18 protein-coding genes are annotated in these 17,360 nt (G+C 71.9%); 8 read left to right on the top strand and 10 right to left on the bottom strand.

Annotated features, from left to right (window positions below):
* The 4 genes from CCN29_RS23525 to miaA all read right to left on the bottom strand — a co-directional run.
* Positions 1 to 1,572, bottom strand: a 1,572-nt coding sequence (locus tag CCN29_RS23525; protein ID WP_086684319.1) for a RelA/SpoT family protein, incomplete at its 3' end; no start/stop codon positions are given.
* Positions 1,573 to 1,868: 296 nt separating this feature from the next.
* Positions 1,869 to 2,738, bottom strand: a complete 870-nt coding sequence (dapF, locus tag CCN29_RS23520; RefSeq protein ID WP_006130016.1) for a diaminopimelate epimerase — start codon at positions 2,736 to 2,738, stop codon at positions 1,869 to 1,871.
* Positions 2,739 to 2,843: 105 nt separating this feature from the next.
* The gene (locus tag CCN29_RS23515) at positions 2,844 to 3,347 is read right to left on the bottom strand and encodes a hypothetical protein (RefSeq protein WP_031065983.1); all 504 of its coding nucleotides are present in this window, start codon (positions 3,345 to 3,347) and stop codon (positions 2,844 to 2,846) included.
* 108 nt (positions 3,348 to 3,455) lie between these two features.
* The gene (gene miaA / locus CCN29_RS23510; protein ID WP_006130018.1) at positions 3,456 to 4,394 is read right to left on the bottom strand and encodes a tRNA (adenosine(37)-N6)-dimethylallyltransferase MiaA; all 939 of its coding nucleotides are present in this window, start codon (positions 4,392 to 4,394) and stop codon (positions 3,456 to 3,458) included.
* A gap of 181 nt (positions 4,395 to 4,575) precedes the next feature.
* Here miaA and CCN29_RS23505 point away from each other — a divergent pair, with 181 nt between their 5' ends.
* Positions 4,576 to 4,902, top strand: coding sequence for a hypothetical protein (locus CCN29_RS23505; RefSeq protein WP_086684316.1), 327 nt, complete (start codon positions 4,576 to 4,578; stop codon positions 4,900 to 4,902).
* A gap of 23 nt (positions 4,903 to 4,925) precedes the next feature.
* Complete coding sequence (locus CCN29_RS23500; RefSeq protein ID WP_006130020.1) at positions 4,926 to 5,198, top strand: antitoxin; 273 nt, start codon at positions 4,926 to 4,928, stop codon at positions 5,196 to 5,198.
* Positions 5,199 to 5,297: 99 nt separating this feature from the next.
* On the opposite strand, the gene CCN29_RS23495 is transcribed toward CCN29_RS23500, so the two are convergent.
* The 4 genes from CCN29_RS23495 to CCN29_RS23480 form a co-directional block, all read right to left on the bottom strand.
* On the bottom strand, positions 5,298 to 6,017 hold the full coding sequence (locus CCN29_RS23495) for a class III extradiol dioxygenase subunit B-like domain-containing protein (RefSeq protein WP_006130021.1): 720 nt from the start codon (positions 6,015 to 6,017) through the stop codon (positions 5,298 to 5,300).
* Between the two features lie 60 nt (positions 6,018 to 6,077).
* The gene (miaB, locus tag CCN29_RS23490; protein ID WP_086684313.1) at positions 6,078 to 7,604 is read right to left on the bottom strand and encodes a tRNA (N6-isopentenyl adenosine(37)-C2)-methylthiotransferase MiaB; all 1,527 of its coding nucleotides are present in this window, start codon (positions 7,602 to 7,604) and stop codon (positions 6,078 to 6,080) included.
* Between the two features lie 72 nt (positions 7,605 to 7,676).
* A complete protein-coding gene (locus tag CCN29_RS23485; RefSeq protein WP_006130023.1) occupies positions 7,677 to 8,270 on the bottom strand; it encodes a DUF7010 family protein in 594 nt (197 codons plus the stop codon).
* 66 nt (positions 8,271 to 8,336) lie between these two features.
* The gene (locus CCN29_RS23480; protein WP_006130024.1) at positions 8,337 to 8,738 is read right to left on the bottom strand and encodes a pyrophosphohydrolase domain-containing protein; all 402 of its coding nucleotides are present in this window, start codon (positions 8,736 to 8,738) and stop codon (positions 8,337 to 8,339) included.
* A gap of 92 nt (positions 8,739 to 8,830) precedes the next feature.
* Between CCN29_RS23480 and CCN29_RS23475 the strand changes: the two genes are divergently transcribed.
* Entirely contained in the window at positions 8,831 to 9,826 is a 996-nt protein-coding gene (locus CCN29_RS23475) for a TAXI family TRAP transporter solute-binding subunit (protein ID WP_006130025.1), read from the top strand.
* On the opposite strand, the gene CCN29_RS23470 is transcribed toward CCN29_RS23475, so the two are convergent.
* Together CCN29_RS23470 and CCN29_RS23465 are read right to left on the bottom strand one after the other, a co-directional pair.
* Positions 9,805 to 11,238, bottom strand: coding sequence for a sensor histidine kinase (locus tag CCN29_RS23470; RefSeq protein WP_006130026.1), 1,434 nt, complete (start codon positions 11,236 to 11,238; stop codon positions 9,805 to 9,807). The genes CCN29_RS23475 and CCN29_RS23470 overlap by 22 nt on opposite strands.
* A gap of 9 nt (positions 11,239 to 11,247) precedes the next feature.
* Positions 11,248 to 11,934 (bottom strand): response regulator transcription factor, encoded by a 687-nt coding sequence (locus CCN29_RS23465; protein WP_006130027.1) that lies wholly within the window; start codon positions 11,932 to 11,934, stop codon positions 11,248 to 11,250.
* Between the two features lie 298 nt (positions 11,935 to 12,232).
* Here CCN29_RS23465 and CCN29_RS23460 point away from each other — a divergent pair, with 298 nt between their 5' ends.
* The 5 genes from CCN29_RS23460 to CCN29_RS23440 form a co-directional block, all read left to right on the top strand.
* The gene (locus CCN29_RS23460) at positions 12,233 to 13,009 is read left to right on the top strand and encodes an amino acid ABC transporter ATP-binding protein (protein WP_031022847.1); all 777 of its coding nucleotides are present in this window, start codon (positions 12,233 to 12,235) and stop codon (positions 13,007 to 13,009) included.
* An 82-nt stretch (positions 13,010 to 13,091) separates the two neighbouring features.
* Positions 13,092 to 13,931: a glutamate ABC transporter substrate-binding protein gene (locus CCN29_RS23455; RefSeq protein ID WP_006130029.1), complete on the top strand. Its 840-nt coding sequence runs from the start codon at positions 13,092 to 13,094 to the stop codon at positions 13,929 to 13,931.
* 84 nt (positions 13,932 to 14,015) lie between these two features.
* Entirely contained in the window at positions 14,016 to 14,681 is a 666-nt protein-coding gene (locus CCN29_RS23450) for an amino acid ABC transporter permease (protein ID WP_031022846.1), read from the top strand.
* On the top strand, positions 14,678 to 15,583 hold the full coding sequence (locus CCN29_RS23445) for an amino acid ABC transporter permease (RefSeq protein WP_031022844.1): 906 nt from the start codon (positions 14,678 to 14,680) through the stop codon (positions 15,581 to 15,583). Before CCN29_RS23450 ends, CCN29_RS23445 begins: the two co-directional genes overlap by 4 nt.
* A gap of 290 nt (positions 15,584 to 15,873) precedes the next feature.
* Positions 15,874 to 17,360 (top strand): FAD-dependent monooxygenase (locus CCN29_RS23440; RefSeq protein ID WP_086684310.1); only part of this gene is annotated, 1,487 nt, incomplete at its 3' end.

Genomic DNA, 17,360 nt, shown 5'->3' with positions numbered 1-17,360 from the left:
GCGGGCCGCCGGGGTGGTCGCGTGGTCCAGCCACTCCCGGGACGGCGCGGAGGCCGCGTCCTGGTCCATGAGCAGCTGGACGGTGTCCCCGTCCCGCAGCACCGTGCTCAGCGTGGCCAGCCGCCCGTTGACCCGGGCGCCGATGCAGGAGTGCGCGTCCTCGCCGTACTGCGCGTAGGCGGCGTCCACGCAGGTCGCCCCCTCGGGCAGGCCCAGGGTGCCGCCGTCGGGGCGGAAGACGGTGATCTCCCGGTCCTGGGCCAGGTCCTCGCGAAGCGTGGACCAGAAGGTGTCCGGGTCGGGCGCCGCCCGCTGCCATTCGAGCAGCCGGGACAGCCAGCCGGGGCGGGTCGGGTCGACGCGTTCGCCGTCGCCCGCGGACTGCTCCTCCGGCGGGGCGGCGTACGGGTTGCCGAGCGCGACGACGCCCGCCTCGGCGACCTTGTGCATCTGGTGGGTGCGGATGAGGACTTCGACGACCTGGCCGTCGTCGCCGGTCACCGCCGTGTGCAGCGACTGGTACAGGTTGAACTTGGGGACGGCGATGAAGTCCTTGAACTCCGAGACCACGGGCGTCATGCAGGTGTGCAGCTCGCCCAGCACGGCGTAGCAGTCGGCGTCCTCGTTGACCAGCACCAGCAGCCGGCCGAAGTCGGCGCCGCGCAGCGGGCCGCGCTTGCGGGACACGCGGTGCACGGAGACGAAGTGCCGGGGTCTGATGAGGACGTCGGCCGGGATGTCGGCCTCCCGGAGCACCTCGCGGACGTCGTCGGCGACATCGGCGAGCGGATCGTCCGCGCGGGCGGCGTTGCGGACGATCAACTCGCGCGTCTTCTGGTACTCCTCGGGGTGGAGGATCGCGAAGACCAGGTCCTCCAGCTCCGTCTTGAGCGCCTGGACGCCGAGGCGTTCGGCGAGCGGGATGAGCACGTCACGTGTCACCTTGGCGATGCGTTCCTGCTTGGCGGGGCGCATCACGCCGAGGGTGCGCATGTTGTGCAGCCGGTCGGCGAGTTTGATCGACATCACGCGGACGTCGTTGCCGGTGGCCACGAGCATCTTGCGGAAGGTCTCGGGCTCGGCGGCGGCGCCGTAGTCGACCTTCTCCAACTTGGTGACACCGTCGACGAGATAGCGCACCTCCTCGCCGAACTGCTCCCCCACCTGGTCCAGCGTCACGTCGGTGTCCTCGACGGTGTCGTGCAGCAGCGAGGCCGTCAACGTCGTGGTCTCGGCGCCGAGTTCGGCCAGGATGAGGGTGACGGCGAGCGGGTGGGTGATGTACGGCTCGCCGCTCTTGCGCATCTGGCCGCGGTGGGAGGACTCCGCGAGGAGGTAGGCGCGGCGCAGCGGTTCGAGGTCGGCGTCGGGGTGGTGGGCGCGGTGCGCGTCCACGACGTGGCCGATGGCGTCGGGCAGCCGGTCGCGGGCGGAGGACGACCCCAGCAGGGCGGCGCGGCCCAGCCGGCGCAGGTCGAGCCGGGGGCGGGACTTGCGGCGCGTCCCGGCCGGTGTGACGTGACCCGATGCGAGCGGGCCCGGGGTCGCAGGTTTCGCGGCCTCCGCGTTCATGAGCACCTCCGGCTGCGTGGATCCGGCGGACGGCGCCCCAGGGCGGACTCGGGCCTGGGAGACGGCGTTGATCCCCCGTCCGGGCCGGTGCTTGATGCTATCCAGCCGAGGGGGGTGGGATCGGCCGCCTCCGGCCGAGCGTGAAACGGATCACTCCAAAGAGCGACGGGCCGTTCAAGGTCGTTTTCACGCCAACGAGTGGGCCCGGTCCCATGATCTCGAAGCCGCGCACCCGCTCCGGTCTGCGGATCGACGGCGGGGAGGGCCGGAGGGCGGACGATCGTACAGCGCACCGTTCAGCGGCCGGCGTTCTCCAGCCATTCGGTCTCGATCGCGCCCTCGGCGACGATGACCGCGGGTCCGGTCATCTCGATCTCCCCGTCGGGGTGTTCGGTGATCACGAGCGTGCCGCCGGGGAGGTCCACCGTGTACGTCACCGGCAGGCCGGTGTCGCGCGGGTCGAGGCCGTCGCGGCGGGCGGCGGCCACGGCGACGGCGCACGCGCCCGTGCCGCAGGAGCGCGTCTCGCCGACCCCGCGCTCGTGCACGCGCATCGCCACGTGCCGCGGGCCGCGGCCGACGACGAACTCCACGTTCACGCCGTCCGGGTAGGCGGCGGCCGGGGCGAAGGAAGGCTCGGTGAACAGGGCGCCCGCGTCGGCCAGATCGGCCACGAAGGCCACGGCGTGCGGGTTGCCCATGTTGACGTTGCGCGCGGGCCAGCTGTGCTCGCCGACGGCCACGGTCACGTCGCCCTCGGGGAGGACCGCGCGGCCCATGCCGACGGTGATGTCGCCGTCCTTGGCGATGTGCACGGTCTTGACGCCGCCGCGGGTGGCGATCGCGAGGTCGCCCTCGACGGCGTGCCCGGCGTGCTGGAGGTAGCGCGCGAAGACGCGCACGCCGTTGCCGCACATCTCGGCGACGGAGCCGTCGCCGTTGCGGTAGTCCATGAACCACTCGGCCTCGTCCGCCATGCCCCGCGCCTCGGGGTGCGCCGCGGACCGCACGACGTGCAGCAGCCCGTCGCCCCCGATCCCGGCGCGCCGGTCGCACAGCGCGGCGACGGCCGCCGCGGGCAGCTCGACGGCGTTCTCCGGGTCCGGCACGATCACGAAGTCGTTCTCCGTACCGTGCCCCTTGAGGAAGGCGATCCGCGTGCTCATTCCTCGATCCTACGGGGTGGGAGCGAGGGGCCGTCGCCGCCTGTGGACGACGGGGGCGAAGGGCCTACGACCACACGGAGGGCCGGCAGCCCACCGCGGTGGAGCTCAGCGCAGGCGCGCCACGCGCCAGACCGCGAGCGCGACCACCGCCGCGACCATCACCGCGTACGCGGCCACCACGCGCCAGTCGGACGTGCGGTCCGAGCCGCGGGCGGAGAGGCCCGGCCACGTGTAGCCCACCTTGCGGGCGGCCATCATGCCCCAGCCCGCCGCGCAGGAGCAGATCAGCAGGCCCAGCATGGCGATCACCGCGCCGCTGTCGCCGAAGTCGAAGGCGAGCGGGAAGGCGAACATCAGCGAGCCGAGCGCGCCGAGGCCGACGATCGGGGCGAGCTGCCAGACGCGCAGCCTGCGCTGCGGGCGCAGCTCGACCTCGACCTCGTCCCCGCCGGTGAACATCTCCTCCGGCTCGGGACCGTCGTCGGTCACACCGCCCTGCGTCTCCTCGGGACCGTCGGGGCTGAGACGCCCCGTGTCCGGCTCCGGGGCATCCCGCTCGGTGGTGAGGTGCTCGGTGCTGTGTGCGGTGTCGCGAGGGCCGGCCTCCATCGCCACGCGCCCTCCCAACTTAGGACTCCACTGGTCGATCGAAGCTTGATGATGGCACGGTGTCACAGGCCCGGATGACGGCCTGGGCGTCCCGATGCCAGGACGTGATCAGGCTGTAACCGGTCGTTCGACCAACGACATCGCGAGCCGCGGAAGTTCCCGGAGGTCCGCCGCGGCCCCACTCAACCAGTGCACCCGCGGATCGCGCCTGAACCATGAATCCTGACGGCGCGCGAAGCGCTTGGTCGCACGGACGGTCTCGGCCCGTGCCTCCTCCTCGGTGCACGCGCCGGCAAGTGCGGCGAGCACCTGCTGGTAGCCGAGGGCGCGCGACGCCGTACGCCCCTCGCGCAACCCCTGCGCCTCCAGTGCGCGCACTTCTTCGACGAGCCCGGCCTCCCACATCCGGTCGACGCGGCGGGCGATGCGCTCGTCCAGTTCGGGACGGGCCACGTCGACGCCGATCTGGACCGTGTCGTAGACCGAGTCGTGGCCGGGGAGATTGGCGGTGAAGGGCCGTCCGGTGATCTCGATGACCTCCAGCGCGCGGACGATGCGGCGGCCGTTGCTCGGCAGGATCGCGCCGGCGGCGTCGGGGTCGGCCGCGGCGAGCCGGGCGTGCAGCGCACCGGGGCCGCGCAGGGCCAGCTCCTCCTCCAGCCGCGCCCGGACCTCCGGGTCGGTGCCGGGGAACTCCAGATTGTCGACGGCCCCGCGGACGTACAGGCCGGAGCCGCCGACCAGGACGGGCCAGCGCCCCTCGGCGAGCAGCGCGTCGATCCGCTTCCGGGCCATCCGCTGGTACTCGGCGACGGAGGCGGTCTCGGTGACGTCCCAGACGTCGAGCAGGTGGTGAGGGACCCCGCCGCGCTCCTCGGGCGTCAGCTTGGCGGTGCCGATGTCCATCCCCCGGTAGAGCTGCATGGAGTCCGCGTTGACGACCTCACCACCCAGCCGCTGGGCCAGAAAGACGCCCAGATCGGACTTTCCGGCCGCGGTGGGACCGACGACGGCGATGACGCGGGGGGCGTGGGGTGCGCTGCTCACCGATCCAGTCTCCCAAACCTCGAGGGCGGCTCTCGAACGGGTTACGTGACGCGGGGTCCGCCGGGTCGTTGCCCGTTCGAGGTTCCTGCCGCCGGATCGCGGTGGCGCTCGCCCGGCTCACACGGATGGACACACCGGGCTACGCGGAATTTCGCCCGCACGAGTAACGTATGGAGTGGATATGGGCGTATTTGCACGACTTTTTCGGAGGTCGAAGACCACGGGAGAGACAGCGGCGGCCGAGGCCCGGACCGACGGGCAGAAGACGGACGGGCAAAAGACCGACGGGCAGAAGGCGGGGGCCGGTACGGACGGTACGGACGGTCCGGACGGCACGGCGGCGGCGACCGAGTCCGAGGCGAAGAGCGCCTCCGACGAGGCGACGGCCGGCTCCGAGACCCCGGTGAAGGAGTCCGACGAGGCCACCGTCACGGAAGGCGTCGACATCCCGAAGCAGCAGTCCGGCAAGGCCGCCGACACCGAGGCCGGCGAGGGCGCCCGCACATAGCGTGCCGCGAGGGAAGGTACATCATGGGTCTCCTGGACAATCTGAAGGCCAAGCTCGGCCCCGCCAAGGACAAGGTCTCCGGCCTCGCGCAGCAGCACGAGGACAAGATCCAGCACGGCCTGGACAAGGCGGCGCAGACCGTCGACCGGCGGACCAAGGGCAAGTACAGCGACCGGATCCAGTCGGGCACGGGAAAGGCCAAGGAGGCCGTGGACCGCTTCTCGCACAAGAACGACCCCGGTCCGGACGCGGGCGGCGGCACCACGCCGCCGGCCGGACCGCCGCCCGCCTCCTGAGCGGCGGCAGACGAACGGCGGACGGCCGGGGCATCCCGCCCGGCCGTCCGCCGTTTCCGTGCGCGCCGTTCTCGCGCGCCGCCGATCCCGTACGCGCGTCTACGACCAGGTGGCGACCATGTACCCCACCCCGTACGGCGCGTCCTCGTGGAGCAGCGCGCCCGACAGACCGGCGGCGCCCTCGGCCGCCCCGGCCAGCACCTGCCAGGGCGCGCGGCCTGACACCTTCAGCTCGCGCGCCAGTCCGGCGTCCAGCGCGCGCAGGGCCGCCGTGTCGGCCGTGCCGAGCGCACGGGCGATCTCCGCGTCGAAGGGTTCCGCACGCTCGTCCAGGTAGCCGGGCGCCTTGAGGGTGCGGCAGGCGCTGCCGTCACCCATCACCAGCAGTGCCACCCGGCCGGCCCGGCCGGCCAGCCGCCGCCCCTCCGCGACACACGCGTCGGGCGCGAGGGACTCCCCCACGCCCCTGCCCTCGACGGGCGCGCCGGCCCACCCGGTCCGCCCCAGCAGCCAGGCGCCCACGGCGAGCCCGTACGGCAGTTCCCCGCCGGCCACGCCATCGCCAGCGCCGTCGCCGTCCCCCAGCCGTACGTCCAGGCCGACGCCGAAGCGACGGAACGAGCCCGGGGTGCCCGCCGGGTAGTCACACGTGCCGGCGTCCGGACCCACGACCACCAGCAGGTCGGGGCGGGCGGCGGCGAGCACGCCGAGCGCGTCCGTGCAGGCGGCGCGCGCCGCGTCCAGCTCCGGGGCGGCGCCTGCGGCGACCTCGGGCACGAGCAGCGGCGGGCAGGGGCAGGCTGCGGCGGCGACAAGCATGATCAGCAGCCTACTGCGGCCGTACGGACCCGCCCGGCGCGGCGGGTCCGGGCAGTGGCGTCAGTCGACGGCGCAGCCGCCGGTGACCGCCGGCAGCGGCTCGGGCACGCCCACCTTCGGCAGGCCCAGCAGCACGCCCGCGGGCTTGGCCGCCTTCTCCGCCGTGCGCTTCTCCCAGGCGTCGCCCGCGCGCGTGCGGCGCACGTCGAGGACGGGGCCCTCGGCGAGCAGGTGGTGCGGGGCGGCGTAGGTGATCTCGACGGTGACGACGTCGCCGGGGCGGACCTCCTGGTCCGGCTTGGTGAAGTGCACCAGGCGGTTGTCGGGGGCGCGGCCGGACAGGCGGTGGGTGGTGTCGTCCTTGCGGCCCTCGCCCTCGGCGACCATCAGCTCCAGGGTGCGGCCGACCTGCTTCTTGTTCTCCTCCCAGGAGATCTCCTCCTGGAGGGCGACGAGGCGCTCGTAGCGCTCCTGGACGACCTGCTTGGGGATCTGCCCGTCCATCTCGGCGGCCGGGGTGCCGGGCCGCTTGGAGTACTGGAAGGTGAACGCCTGCGCGAAGCGGGCCTCGCGGACGACGTGCAGGGTCTGCTGGAAGTCCTCCTCGGTCTCGCCGGGGAAGCCCACGATGATGTCGGTGCTGATCGCCGCGTGCGGGATGGCGGCGCGGACCTTCTCGATGATCCCGAGGAAGCGCTCCTGCCGGTAGGAGCGGCGCATGGCCTTCAGAATCGGGTCGGAGCCGGACTGGAGCGGCATGTGGAGCTGCGGCATCACGTTGGGCGTCTCGGCCATGGCGGCGATGACGTCGTCGGTGAAGTCGCGGGGGTGCGGGGAGGTGAAGCGGACCCGCTCCAGGCCGTCGATCGTGCCGCAGGCGCGCAGCAGCTTGCTGAAGGCCTCGCGGTCGCCGATGTCGGAGCCGTAGGCGTTGACGTTCTGGCCGAGCAGGGTGATCTCGGAGACGCCCTCGGCGACCAGCGCCTCGATCTCGGCGAGGATGTCGCCGGGGCGGCGGTCCTTCTCCTTGCCGCGCAGGGCGGGGACGATGCAGAAGGTGCAGGTGTTGTTGCAGCCGACGGAGATGGAGACCCAGGCCGCGTAGGCGCTCTCGCGGCGGGTGGGCAGCGTGGAGGGGAACGCCTCCAGCGACTCGGCGATCTCGACCTGCGCCTCCTCCTGCACGCGGGCGCGCTCCAGGAGGACGGGCAGCTTGCCGATGTTGTGCGTGCCGAAGACGACGTCCACCCAGGGGGCGCGCTTGACGATGGTGTCGCGGTCCTTCTGCGCGAGGCAGCCGCCGACCGCGATCTGCATGCCGGGGCGGCTCGCCTTCTTCGGGGCGAGGTGGCCCAGGTTGCCGTACAGCTTGTTGTCGGCGTTCTCGCGCACGGCGCAGGTGTTGAACACGACGACGTCGGCGTCGCCGTCGGAGCCCTGGGGGGCGCGGACGTACCCGGCGTCCTCCAGCAGCCCGGCGAGGCGCTCGGAGTCGTGGACGTTCATCTGACACCCGTAGGTGCGAATCTCGTAGGTCCTGGTCGAGAGAACGTCCACGGCGGGGCTCCGGTCACTGCTGCTGGTCATGGCAACAAGGGTAGGCGTTCGTCGGAGCGGCTCCGCCCGCTGTTCCCGATCGCGCCCGTACGGCCAGGTGGCTCAGCCGCGTACGGCCAGGTGGCAGGCGGACGCCCAGAGGACCGCGGCGCAGGCCAGACCCACCACGACCCGCACGGCCTCGGCGGACAGACCGGCCAGGACCAGCACGGCGCCGGCGACCGCCACCGCCGTCATCAGCGCGCCCGTCCACCGGTACTGCCACTGGTCGTACAGCCGGGCGAGCGGGAAGAAGTGCAGGCCGACGACGAGCGCGATGCCGACGGGGACGAAGGCCGGGCGTCCCGAGGCGTTGGCCGCGGCGACGACGGCCACGATCGCGAGCAGTTCGAGGCCGTTGACGACGCCGACCCCGCGCGCCCAGTTCTCGGGCAGGTTCACCGTCCGGGGCGAGGGACGGGCGTCCCTGCGGAGCCCGAGGCGGAGGGCGACCGCCGTGATCACGAGGGCCGCCGCCTCGACGGCCACCGGCACCGCGTCCGTCGCCGAGCCGGTGCCGGAGGCGCCGGCGAGGGCCCAGGCCAGGGCGAACAGGGAGAGCACGACGGTGCCCCGGCGCCGCAGCTGCCGGGTGAGCGCGAGGCACTCGGCGTCGGAGGCGGACGGCGTCGGCGCGGACTCGATGGGGGACGTCATCGGTGGAGGCTACAGCGGTCCCGTCAACTCGGCCCAGGGTTTTCCCACTTCACGGGCCGTGCGCCCCTACGGCCGGCCCGGCCAGCCCTGCCGCCGCAGCACCGCGCCCACGTCCGGGGCCTCGTAGTGGTCGCCCTTGAGGACCTTGCCGTCGGCGCGGCGGCTGACCTCGCCGTCGGGGCCCCGCTTGGTCATGTTGGAGCGGTGGATCTCGGCGATGACCGCGTCGAGGTCGATGCCGTGGACCAGGGCGGTGCCGTAGGCGACGTAGACGACGTCGGCCAGTTCGTGGGCGAGCTTGTCGAGCGGGCCGGTGACCGACACCTCGGCGACCTCTCCGGCCTCCTCCGCGAGCAGCTCGCCGCGGTGGGCGGCGAGGTCCGGCGGGATCTCGGCCGGGGTGTCGCGGACGTCGAGCCCGAAGGCTCGGTGGAACTCACGGACCAGGCCGGCGGGGGACTCGCTCATGCCGGGGACTGTAGCGGCCGGCTCCGACACCGGCGGTCGTCCTGTGAGTTCCGCCCTGGTCAGCGGGGCGGCGGGCTGGCAGGATCGCGGCCATGTCCCACGTGCTGTCCCGCATCGGCAGGCGGCGGGCCCTGCGGGGCGCGGCCGCCGGTCTCGTGGTGCTCGGGCTGCTGCTGTGGTGGGTCGCGCCGTGGCGCGAGGAGCCGCCCGGCGGGACGATCACCATGAGCACGGGCACCCGTGCGGGCGTCTACCAGAAGTACGGCGAGCTGTTGCGGACCGCGCTCGGCAAGGACATGCCCGATCTCCAGGTGCGGCTGGAGACCAGCGACGGCTCCTGGGAGAACGTCCGCCGGGTCGCCACCGGGCAGGCCGACTTCGCCCTCGCGGCGGCCGACGCGGTGGAGACGTACCGGCAGGAGGGCCGCACCGGCGCCGACGGGCTGCGCGGGGTGGCGCGCCTGTACGACGACTACGTGCAGCTCGCCGTCGCGCCCGGCTCGGGCATCGACACGGTCGCCGATCTACGGGGCAAGCGGGTCGCCATAGGGCCGCCGAAGTCGGGGGTGCGGCTCATCGCCAACCGGCTGCTGCGGGCGGCCGGGATCGACCCGGAGCGGGACATCGTGGCGGCGGCGGACGGCATCGACACCGGGCCCGGGCGCCTGGGGCACGGTCTGGACGCCTTCTTCTGGTCGGGCGGGCTGCCCACGGACGGTCTGAAGAGGTACGCCGAGGAGTCCGCGCTGCGGTTCGTGCCGATCGACGCGTCCCTGGTGGCGAAGGTGCACGAACAGGGCGGGAGCGCCCGCTACTACCGCGCGACCAACATCCCGGAGTCGGCCTACCCGGGCAGTCAGCTCGGCTCGTCCGTGCCGACGATGGCGGTGTCCAACCTGCTGATCACGCGCGCGGACGCCGATCCGCGGCTCACCGAGTGGCTGACCCGGATCGTGCTGAAGAGCCGTGACGGCATCGGCGCGCATGTGCACTCCGCGCAGCTCGTGGACGTGCGCACGGCCATCTACACCGATCCGCTGCGGCTGCACGAGGGCGCCCGCCGGTACTACCGGTCCGTCAAGCCCTGACCGTCCGCCTCCCCCGCGGGGGCGTTGCGCGGCACGCTCACGGTCACCCGCAGCCCGTGCGGTTCGTGCCGCTCGTACGACAGGGAGCCGCCGCCCGCGGCGAGCAGCGCGCGGGAGATGGAGAGGCCGAGGCCCGAGCCCTTGACGTTCTGGTGCCGTCCGCTGCGCCAGAAGCGGTCGCCGACGCGGTGCAGCTCCTCGTCGGTCAGTCCGGGACCGTTGTCGGTGACGACGACGGTCGCGGTGTCGCCGTTGGAGGCGACGGTCACCTCCACCGTCTCGCCGGGCGGGGTGAACTTCACGGCGTTGTCGATGACCGCGTCCAGGGCGCTGGACAGCGTCACCGGGTCCGCCCACGCGGTGGTGGGCGGGCAGACGCCGGTCAGGGTGACGTCCTTGGCATCGGCGGACGGCGACCAGGCGGCGACCCGCTCGGCGGCCACGGCGCCGATGTCCACGATCTGGAGGTCGGGCTCGCTGTGTTCGGCGAGCGCCAGGTCCAGCAGATCGTCCAGAACCTGCGCGAGCCGTTTGCCCTCGGCGCGCACGGAGGCGATCTCCTCGTTGCCCTCGGGCAGCTCCAGGGCGAGCAGCTCGATGCGCAGCAGCAGTGCGGACAGGGGGTTGCGCAGCTGGTGGGAGGCGTCGGCGACGAAGGCGCGCTGCTGTTCCAGCACGTTCTCGACGTTGTCCGCCATCTCGTTGAAGGAGCGCGCGAGCCGGCGCAGCTCGGGCGGTCCGCCGGCCACCGCCACGCGGGACTTCAGCCGGCCGGTGGCGATGTCGTGGGTGGTGGCGTCGAGGACGCGTACGGGCCGCAGCACCCAGCCGGTGAGCCGCAGTGCCGCGCCGACGGCCAGCAGCATCGCGGCGGCCTCTCCCGCGGCGATGACCAGCCAGCCCTGGAGGATGCGGGACCGCATCTGCCCGGTGGGCGAGTCGGTGACCACGACCGCGACGACGTCGCCGTCCCGGATGACCGGGGAGGCGACGACCAGGCTGCGCCGCTGCCAGGGCCACACCTGCTCGGGATCGTGGCTGCGGCGGCTGAGCAGCGCCTCCTCGAAGGCGTCCCGGACCTCTCCGGCGCGGGGCAGGAAGAAGTCGTCGGGGGCGTGCGCCATGGGGGCGTCGTTGCGGTAGAAGACGCCGGCGCGGATGCCGTACACCTCGTGGTAGCTGCGCAGCTCGCTGCTGAGGGTCTCACGGCGCTCGTTGATGTCGCCGCCGGAGGTGTCGGCCGGCTCGGTGACGAACTGGGCGAGGGCCGCGAAGCGGGCGGTGTCGTCGATCCGGTCGACGACGACCTTCTGCTGCTGGGCGCCGGCGAGGCTGACCGCGAGCGGCACGCCGAGGGCGAGCAGGACGGCCGCCATCAGGACGATGAGCAGCGGCAGCAGTCGTGTGTGCACCCGGCCCCGCTACGCCGCGGGCGCGACGAGCCGGTAGCCGACGCCGCGCACGGTCTCGATCAGGGCGGGCATGCGCAGCTTGGAGCGCAGGGAGGCCACGTGCACCTCCAGGGTGCGGCCGGTCCCCTCCCAGCTGGTGCGCCACACCTCGCTGATGATCTGCTCCCGGCGGAAGACCACTCCCGGCCGCTGCGCGAGCAGCGCGAGCAGATCGAACTCCTTCCGGGTGAGCTGGACGGGCGTGCCGTTGACGCTGACCTGCCGGGTGGGCAGCTCGATGCGCACCGGGCCGAGGAGCACCCGGGTTTCCGTGGCGCCGGTGGCCTCCTCGTGCGCGGTGCGGCGGCTGACGGCGTGGATGCGGGCGAGCAGCTCCCCGGTGTCGTACGGCTTCACCACGTAGTCGTCGGCGCCGAGGTTCAGGCCGTGGATGCGGGAGCGCACGTCGGAGCGCGCGGTGACCATGATCACTGGCGTGCTGGTGCGCTTGCGGATCTTGCCGCAGACCTCGTATCCGTCCTGGTCGGGCAGGCCGAGGTCGAGCAGGACGACGCCGAAGCCGTCGCTTTCGGGGACGAGCGCCTGGAGGGCCTCCTCGCCGCTGCGCGCGTGGGTGACGTCGAAGCCGTGACGGGCCAGCACGGCCGACAGGGCCGCGGCGACGTGGTTGTCGTCCTCGACGAGCAGCAGTCTCACCAGGGCCCCCTTCGGTTCATCGGCCGTACGCATGGCGGGTGTATGCATCAGGTGCGTTCATCATGGGCACACGCGGGTGCACCTTGCAGTCACGCCGATGAGGGAGGACCGCGTCAAGAGGGTTCCGGTTGCGCTTCGGTACCGTTGCCTCGCGCGGACGCGTTCCTGCTCACAAGTGCTACGACAGGTGTCCGGTTGCTATCGGATCGTGATGCTCAGATTCCCCTCAGATGTAATGACGCAGGTCTGAAGGGTTACTACTGTCCTCCGAAACCGAGGAGGACGGAGCCTGAGAGCGATGACCGAAGTATCGGTGGCCAAGGAAGATGTGGCCGCGACCGGCGATCTGGTCGTCCTGAAGAGCGTCAACAAGCACTTCGGCGCGTTGCACGTTCTCCAGGACATCGACCTGACGATCGCCCGTGGCGAAGTCGTCGTGGTCATCGGACCCTCCGGGTCCGGGAAGTCCACCCTGTGCCGCACCATCAACCGTCTGGAGACGATCGACTCCGGCTCGATCACGATCGACGGCAAGCCCCTGCCCGAGGAGGGCAAGGCGCTCGCACGGCTCCGTGCCGACGTGGGGATGGTCTTCCAGTCCTTCAACCTCTTCGCGCACAAGACCGTGCTCGAGAACGTGACGCTCGGACAGGTCAAGGTCCGGAAGAAGGACAAGAAGGAGGCCGAGGAGCGGGCGCGTGCCCTCCTCGACCGGGTCGGCGTGGCCGCGCAGGCCGAGAAGTACCCCGCACAGCTCTCCGGTGGTCAGCAGCAGCGCGTCGCCATCGCGCGGGCCCTGGCGATGGAGCCCAAGGTCATGCTGTTCGACGAGCCGACGTCGGCTCTCGACCCCGAGATGATCAACGAGGTTCTCGAGGTCATGCAGCAGCTCGCCCGTGACGGCATGACCATGATCGTCGTCACCCACGAGATGGGCTTCGCGCGTTCGGCCGCGAACCGTGTGGTGTTCATGGCGGACGGCCGCATCGTCGAGCAGGCGACGCCGGACCAGTTCTTCAGCAACCCGCGCAGCGACCGTGCCAAGGACTTCCTGTCGAAGATCCTGCACCACTGAGGCGCGCCGCCCGCGCCCTGCCGACCTGCGTCACCGGACATTGACCGGGCCGCATCACTTCACCAGTCAAAGGATGTGCACCATGAAGCTCCGCAAGGTCACCGCCGCCTCGGCCACCGTCCTCGCCCTCGCCCTGACCGCCACCGCGTGCGGCGGTGACGACGGCGACGGCGGCTCCTCCTCGGGCGGCGGCAAGGACAAGATCACGATCGGCATCAAGTTCGACCAGCCGGGCCTCGGCCAGAAGACCCCGCAGGGTTACGCGGGCTTCGACGTGGACGTCGCCACCTACGTCGCCAAGAAGCTCGGTTACGAGGAGGACCAGATCGAGTGGAAGGAGTCGAAGAGCGCCGACCGCGAGACCATGCTCCAGCGCGGCGACGTCGACTTCATCGCCGCCACCTACTCGATCACCCCGGAGCGCCAGGAGAAGGTCGACTTCGCCGGCCCGTACCTGCTCGCCCACCAGGACGTCCTGCTCCGCGCCGACGACGACAAGATCAAGTCGCCCGAGGACCTGAACGACGCGAAGCTCTGCTCGGTCACCGGTTCCACCTCGGCGCAGAACATCAAGGAGAAGCTGGCGCCCAAGGCCCAGCTCCAGCCGTACCCGACGTACTCGGCCTGCCTGCCCGGTCTGCAGAACGGCGCGGTCGACGCGCTCACCACGGACGACTCGATCCTCGCCGGCTACGCCGCCCAGGAGCAGTTCAAGGGCAAGTTCAAGCTCGGCGGCTTCAAGCTGACGAACGAGAACTACGGCATCGGCGTCAAGAAGGGCAGCGACCTCAAGGACAAGATCAACAAGGCCCTTGAGGAGATGGTCTCCGACGGTAGCTGGGAGACGGCCGTGAAGGAGAACTTCGGCCCCGCCAACTACAAGAACGAGCCCGCGCCGAAGATCGGCGACATCAAGAGCTGAGGCAACGCCTGACGGAGTGCGCCGCCCCCGGTCCGGGGCGGCGCACCGGGGCATGCATCCCTACACGCGGAAGCGCGGGAGATCGTGTTCGATTTTCTTGAAGATTACGACCTGCTGGGGGCGTTCTGGACGACGGTGCAGCTCGCTGTGCTCTCCGCCGTCGGCTCCCTGATCTGGGGCACCCTGCTGGCCGCCATGCGCGTCGGTCCGGTGCCGCTGATGCGCGGCTTCGGGACCGCGTACGTGAACATCGTGCGGAACATCCCGCTGACCGTCATCATTCTGTTCACGTCACTCGGCCTCAACCAGACCCTGGGCGTCAGCCTCGGCGCGGACGACTTCGAATCGATCAACTTCCGGCTCGCCGTCCTCGGTCTGATCCTGTACACCTCGGCCTTCGTGTGCGAGGCGCTGCGTTCCGGCATCAACACCGTGCCGGTCGGCCAGGCGGAGGCGGCCCGCGCGCTGGGGCTCAACTTCAACCAGGTGCTGGGCCTCGTGGTGCTGCCCCAGGCGTTCCGTTCGTCCGTCGGCCCGCTGGCGAACGTCCTCATCGCGCTCATCAAGAACACCACGGTGGCCGCCGCGATCGGCGTCGCCGAGGCGGCGCTGCTGATGAAGGAGATGATCGAGAACGAGGCGCAGCTGCTGCTGATCTCGGCGGTCATCGCGTTCGGTTTCGTGGTTCTGACGCTGCCGACCGGCCTGTTCCTCGGCTGGGTGGGCAAGAAGGTGGCGGTGAAGCGATGAGCTCCGTTCTCTACGACGCCCAGGGCCCCCGCGCGAAGCGGCGGAACGCCGTCTTCACGGTGGTCTTCCTGCTCGCTCTCGCCGCCCTGCTGTGGTGGGTGTTCAGCACCCTCAACGACAAGGGCCAGCTGGAGTGGGCCCTGTGGAAGCCGTTCTTCACCGGCACCGAGGCGTGGACCACGTACATCTGGCCGGGTCTGCAGAACACGCTGAAGGCCGCCGTGCTCGCGGTGATCATCGCGCTGCCGCTCGGCGCGGTCCTCGGCATCGCCCGGCTCTCGGACCACGCCTGGGTCCGCGTCCCGGCCGGCATCGTGGTGGAGTTCTTCCGCGCGATCCCCGTGCTGGTCCTGATGATCTTCGGCCTGGCGCTGTTCGCCGAGTACACCAACGTCAGCTCCGACGACCGTCCGCTGTACGCGGTCGTCACCGGCCTGGTGCTCTACAACGCCTCCGTCCTCGCCGAAATCGTGCGCGCCGGCATCCTGTCCCTGCCCAAGGGCCAGTCCGAGGCCGCGATGGCGATCGGCCTGCGCAAGAACCAGCTGATGCGGCTGGTGCTGCTGCCGCAGGCGGTCACCGCGATGCTCCCGGCCATCGTGAGCCAGCTCGTCGTCATCGTGAAGGACACCGCCCTCGGCGGCGCCGTCCTCACCTTCCCCGAGCTGCTCGCCTCGGCCAACACGATGAGCGGCTACTACGGTGCCAACGTGATCGCCAGCTTCACCGTGGTCGCCGTGCTGTTCATCGCGCTCAACTTCGCCCTCACCTCGTTCGCCTCCTGGCTCGAGGCCCGCCTGCGCCGCAGCAAGCGCAGCACGGGTGCGGTGCTCGGCGTCGAGGACGTCGACGACATCAACGCCGCCGAGGTCGGCGGTCCGCACAAGACCGACGGCGTCTGACACGCGAACGCCCCTGACATGACTGTGGCCCGCCGGGAACGGCGGGCCACAGTCATGCCGGTGACCGGCCGTCGTCACCGTGACGGATGAGCGATGCGCCCCTGACTCATGTGATGAACTGTCACATGCTGGGACGGCTCCCGCGACAGTTCATGATCGCCACCGCCCTTCGGTCACTTGACGCAAGCACCGGCAATGGGTTGCATACGTTCTGTGATCGTGCACCCTGCTCCACCTTCCTGTTCCCCCACGTCCTCCCCGACGTCACTCCGAGCAGGGAGCGCCGCGCCGTGGACCCGGTGATCGTCGTCGGAGCGGGGCCCGTCGGGCTCACGCTGGCGCTGGCGCTGGCGCGTCAGGACGTACCGTGCGTGGTCCTCGACGAGGGCCCGGGCAAGGACGAACCCCGGCCCGCCCGCACGGTCGTGCTGCGCGACGACACCGCCGCGCTGATGGAGCGGCTGACCGGCCTCTCCCTCGACCACGCGGGTTTCCGTTGGGCCGGATGGCGGTCGGTGCGGCGCAAGCAGGTGACGAACGAGGTGGCCTTCGAGGACGCCGAGACCGCCCCCCTGCACATCGCCCAGCACGTCCTCACCGGCGCCCTGCGCGCCGCCCTGGAGCACGAACGGCTCGTCAAGGTCGCCGTGGACAGCCGGCTCGACGCCCTGGAGCAGGAACGGTCCGGCGTCACCGCCCACACCCGCGGCGCCTCCGGCACCTGGTGGCGCGGCAGTTACCTGGTCGGATGCGACGGCCCGCGCTCCACCGTGCGCAAGCTCCAGGACATCCGCTTCCCCGGCCGCACCGCGGTGGAACGTCACGCCGTCGCCGCCCTGCGCACCGAACTCCCCTGGCAGGACGAGGCCCTGCTGCACCGCTCCCCGCCCTGGCGCACCTCCGGCCCCTCCGCCGGGGAGATCACCGCCCGCCCGCTGCCGGACGAGGTGTGGCGCCTGGACTGGCTGCTGCCGCCCGGCAAGGACCTGGTCACCCCCGAGATGCTGCTCACCCGCATCCGGGAGACCCTGGCCGGCTGGAACGGCGGCACGGTGCCCCCGTACGAGCTCCTCGACACCGGCGTGCACACCGTCCACCACCGGCTCGCCCGGCGCTGGCGGGCCGACCGCGTCTTCCTCGCCGGGGACGCGGCCCACCTGCTCGGCGCGCTGGGCACGCACGGGCTGGACGAGGGCCTGCGCGACGCCGACAACCTCGCCTGGAAACTGGCCCTGGCCTGGCATCACGGTCCGCACGAGACGCTCCTCGACAGCTACCAGACCGAACGCCGCGCCCTCGTCGCCTCCCGGCTGCGCGCCGCCGACCAGGCGCTGCCGCTGCTGCGCGGCGGCGGAGGGCTGCGCACGTACGTCCCCGGCTCCTCGCGCAGCCTCGACACGCTGCTGATGGACGGTCACCTCGGGCGCGGAGCGCTGGGCGCACCCGGCACGTGCGCCGGTTCGCCGCTCGCGCCCGGCCGGCTGGAGGGCGAGGCGCCGGTCGGCACGGAGCCGGGAGCCCAGGTCACGGACGTCACAGTCACCGCCGAGGACGGCACCTTCGTCCGCCTGCGGGACCGGCTCGGGCGGGGCGCCCTGCTGGTGGTGCTGATCGCACCGGGCACGGGGGTGTGGGCACGCCGCCACTGGGTCTCCGCCGGCATCATGCCGCGACTGGCCGCGGCCGTCTCCGCACTGCCGCACCGCGCGGAACTGCTGGTCGCCGAGAGCTACCCGGGCGCGGCCGCCCACACGGTCCTGCTGGTCCGCCCCGACGG

The organism is Streptomyces pseudogriseolus (assembly GCA_002154585.1).
Lineage (GTDB): Bacteria > Actinomycetota > Actinomycetes > Streptomycetales > Streptomycetaceae > Streptomyces > Streptomyces pseudogriseolus.
This window is presented reverse-complemented; position numbering and strand designations above follow the sequence as displayed.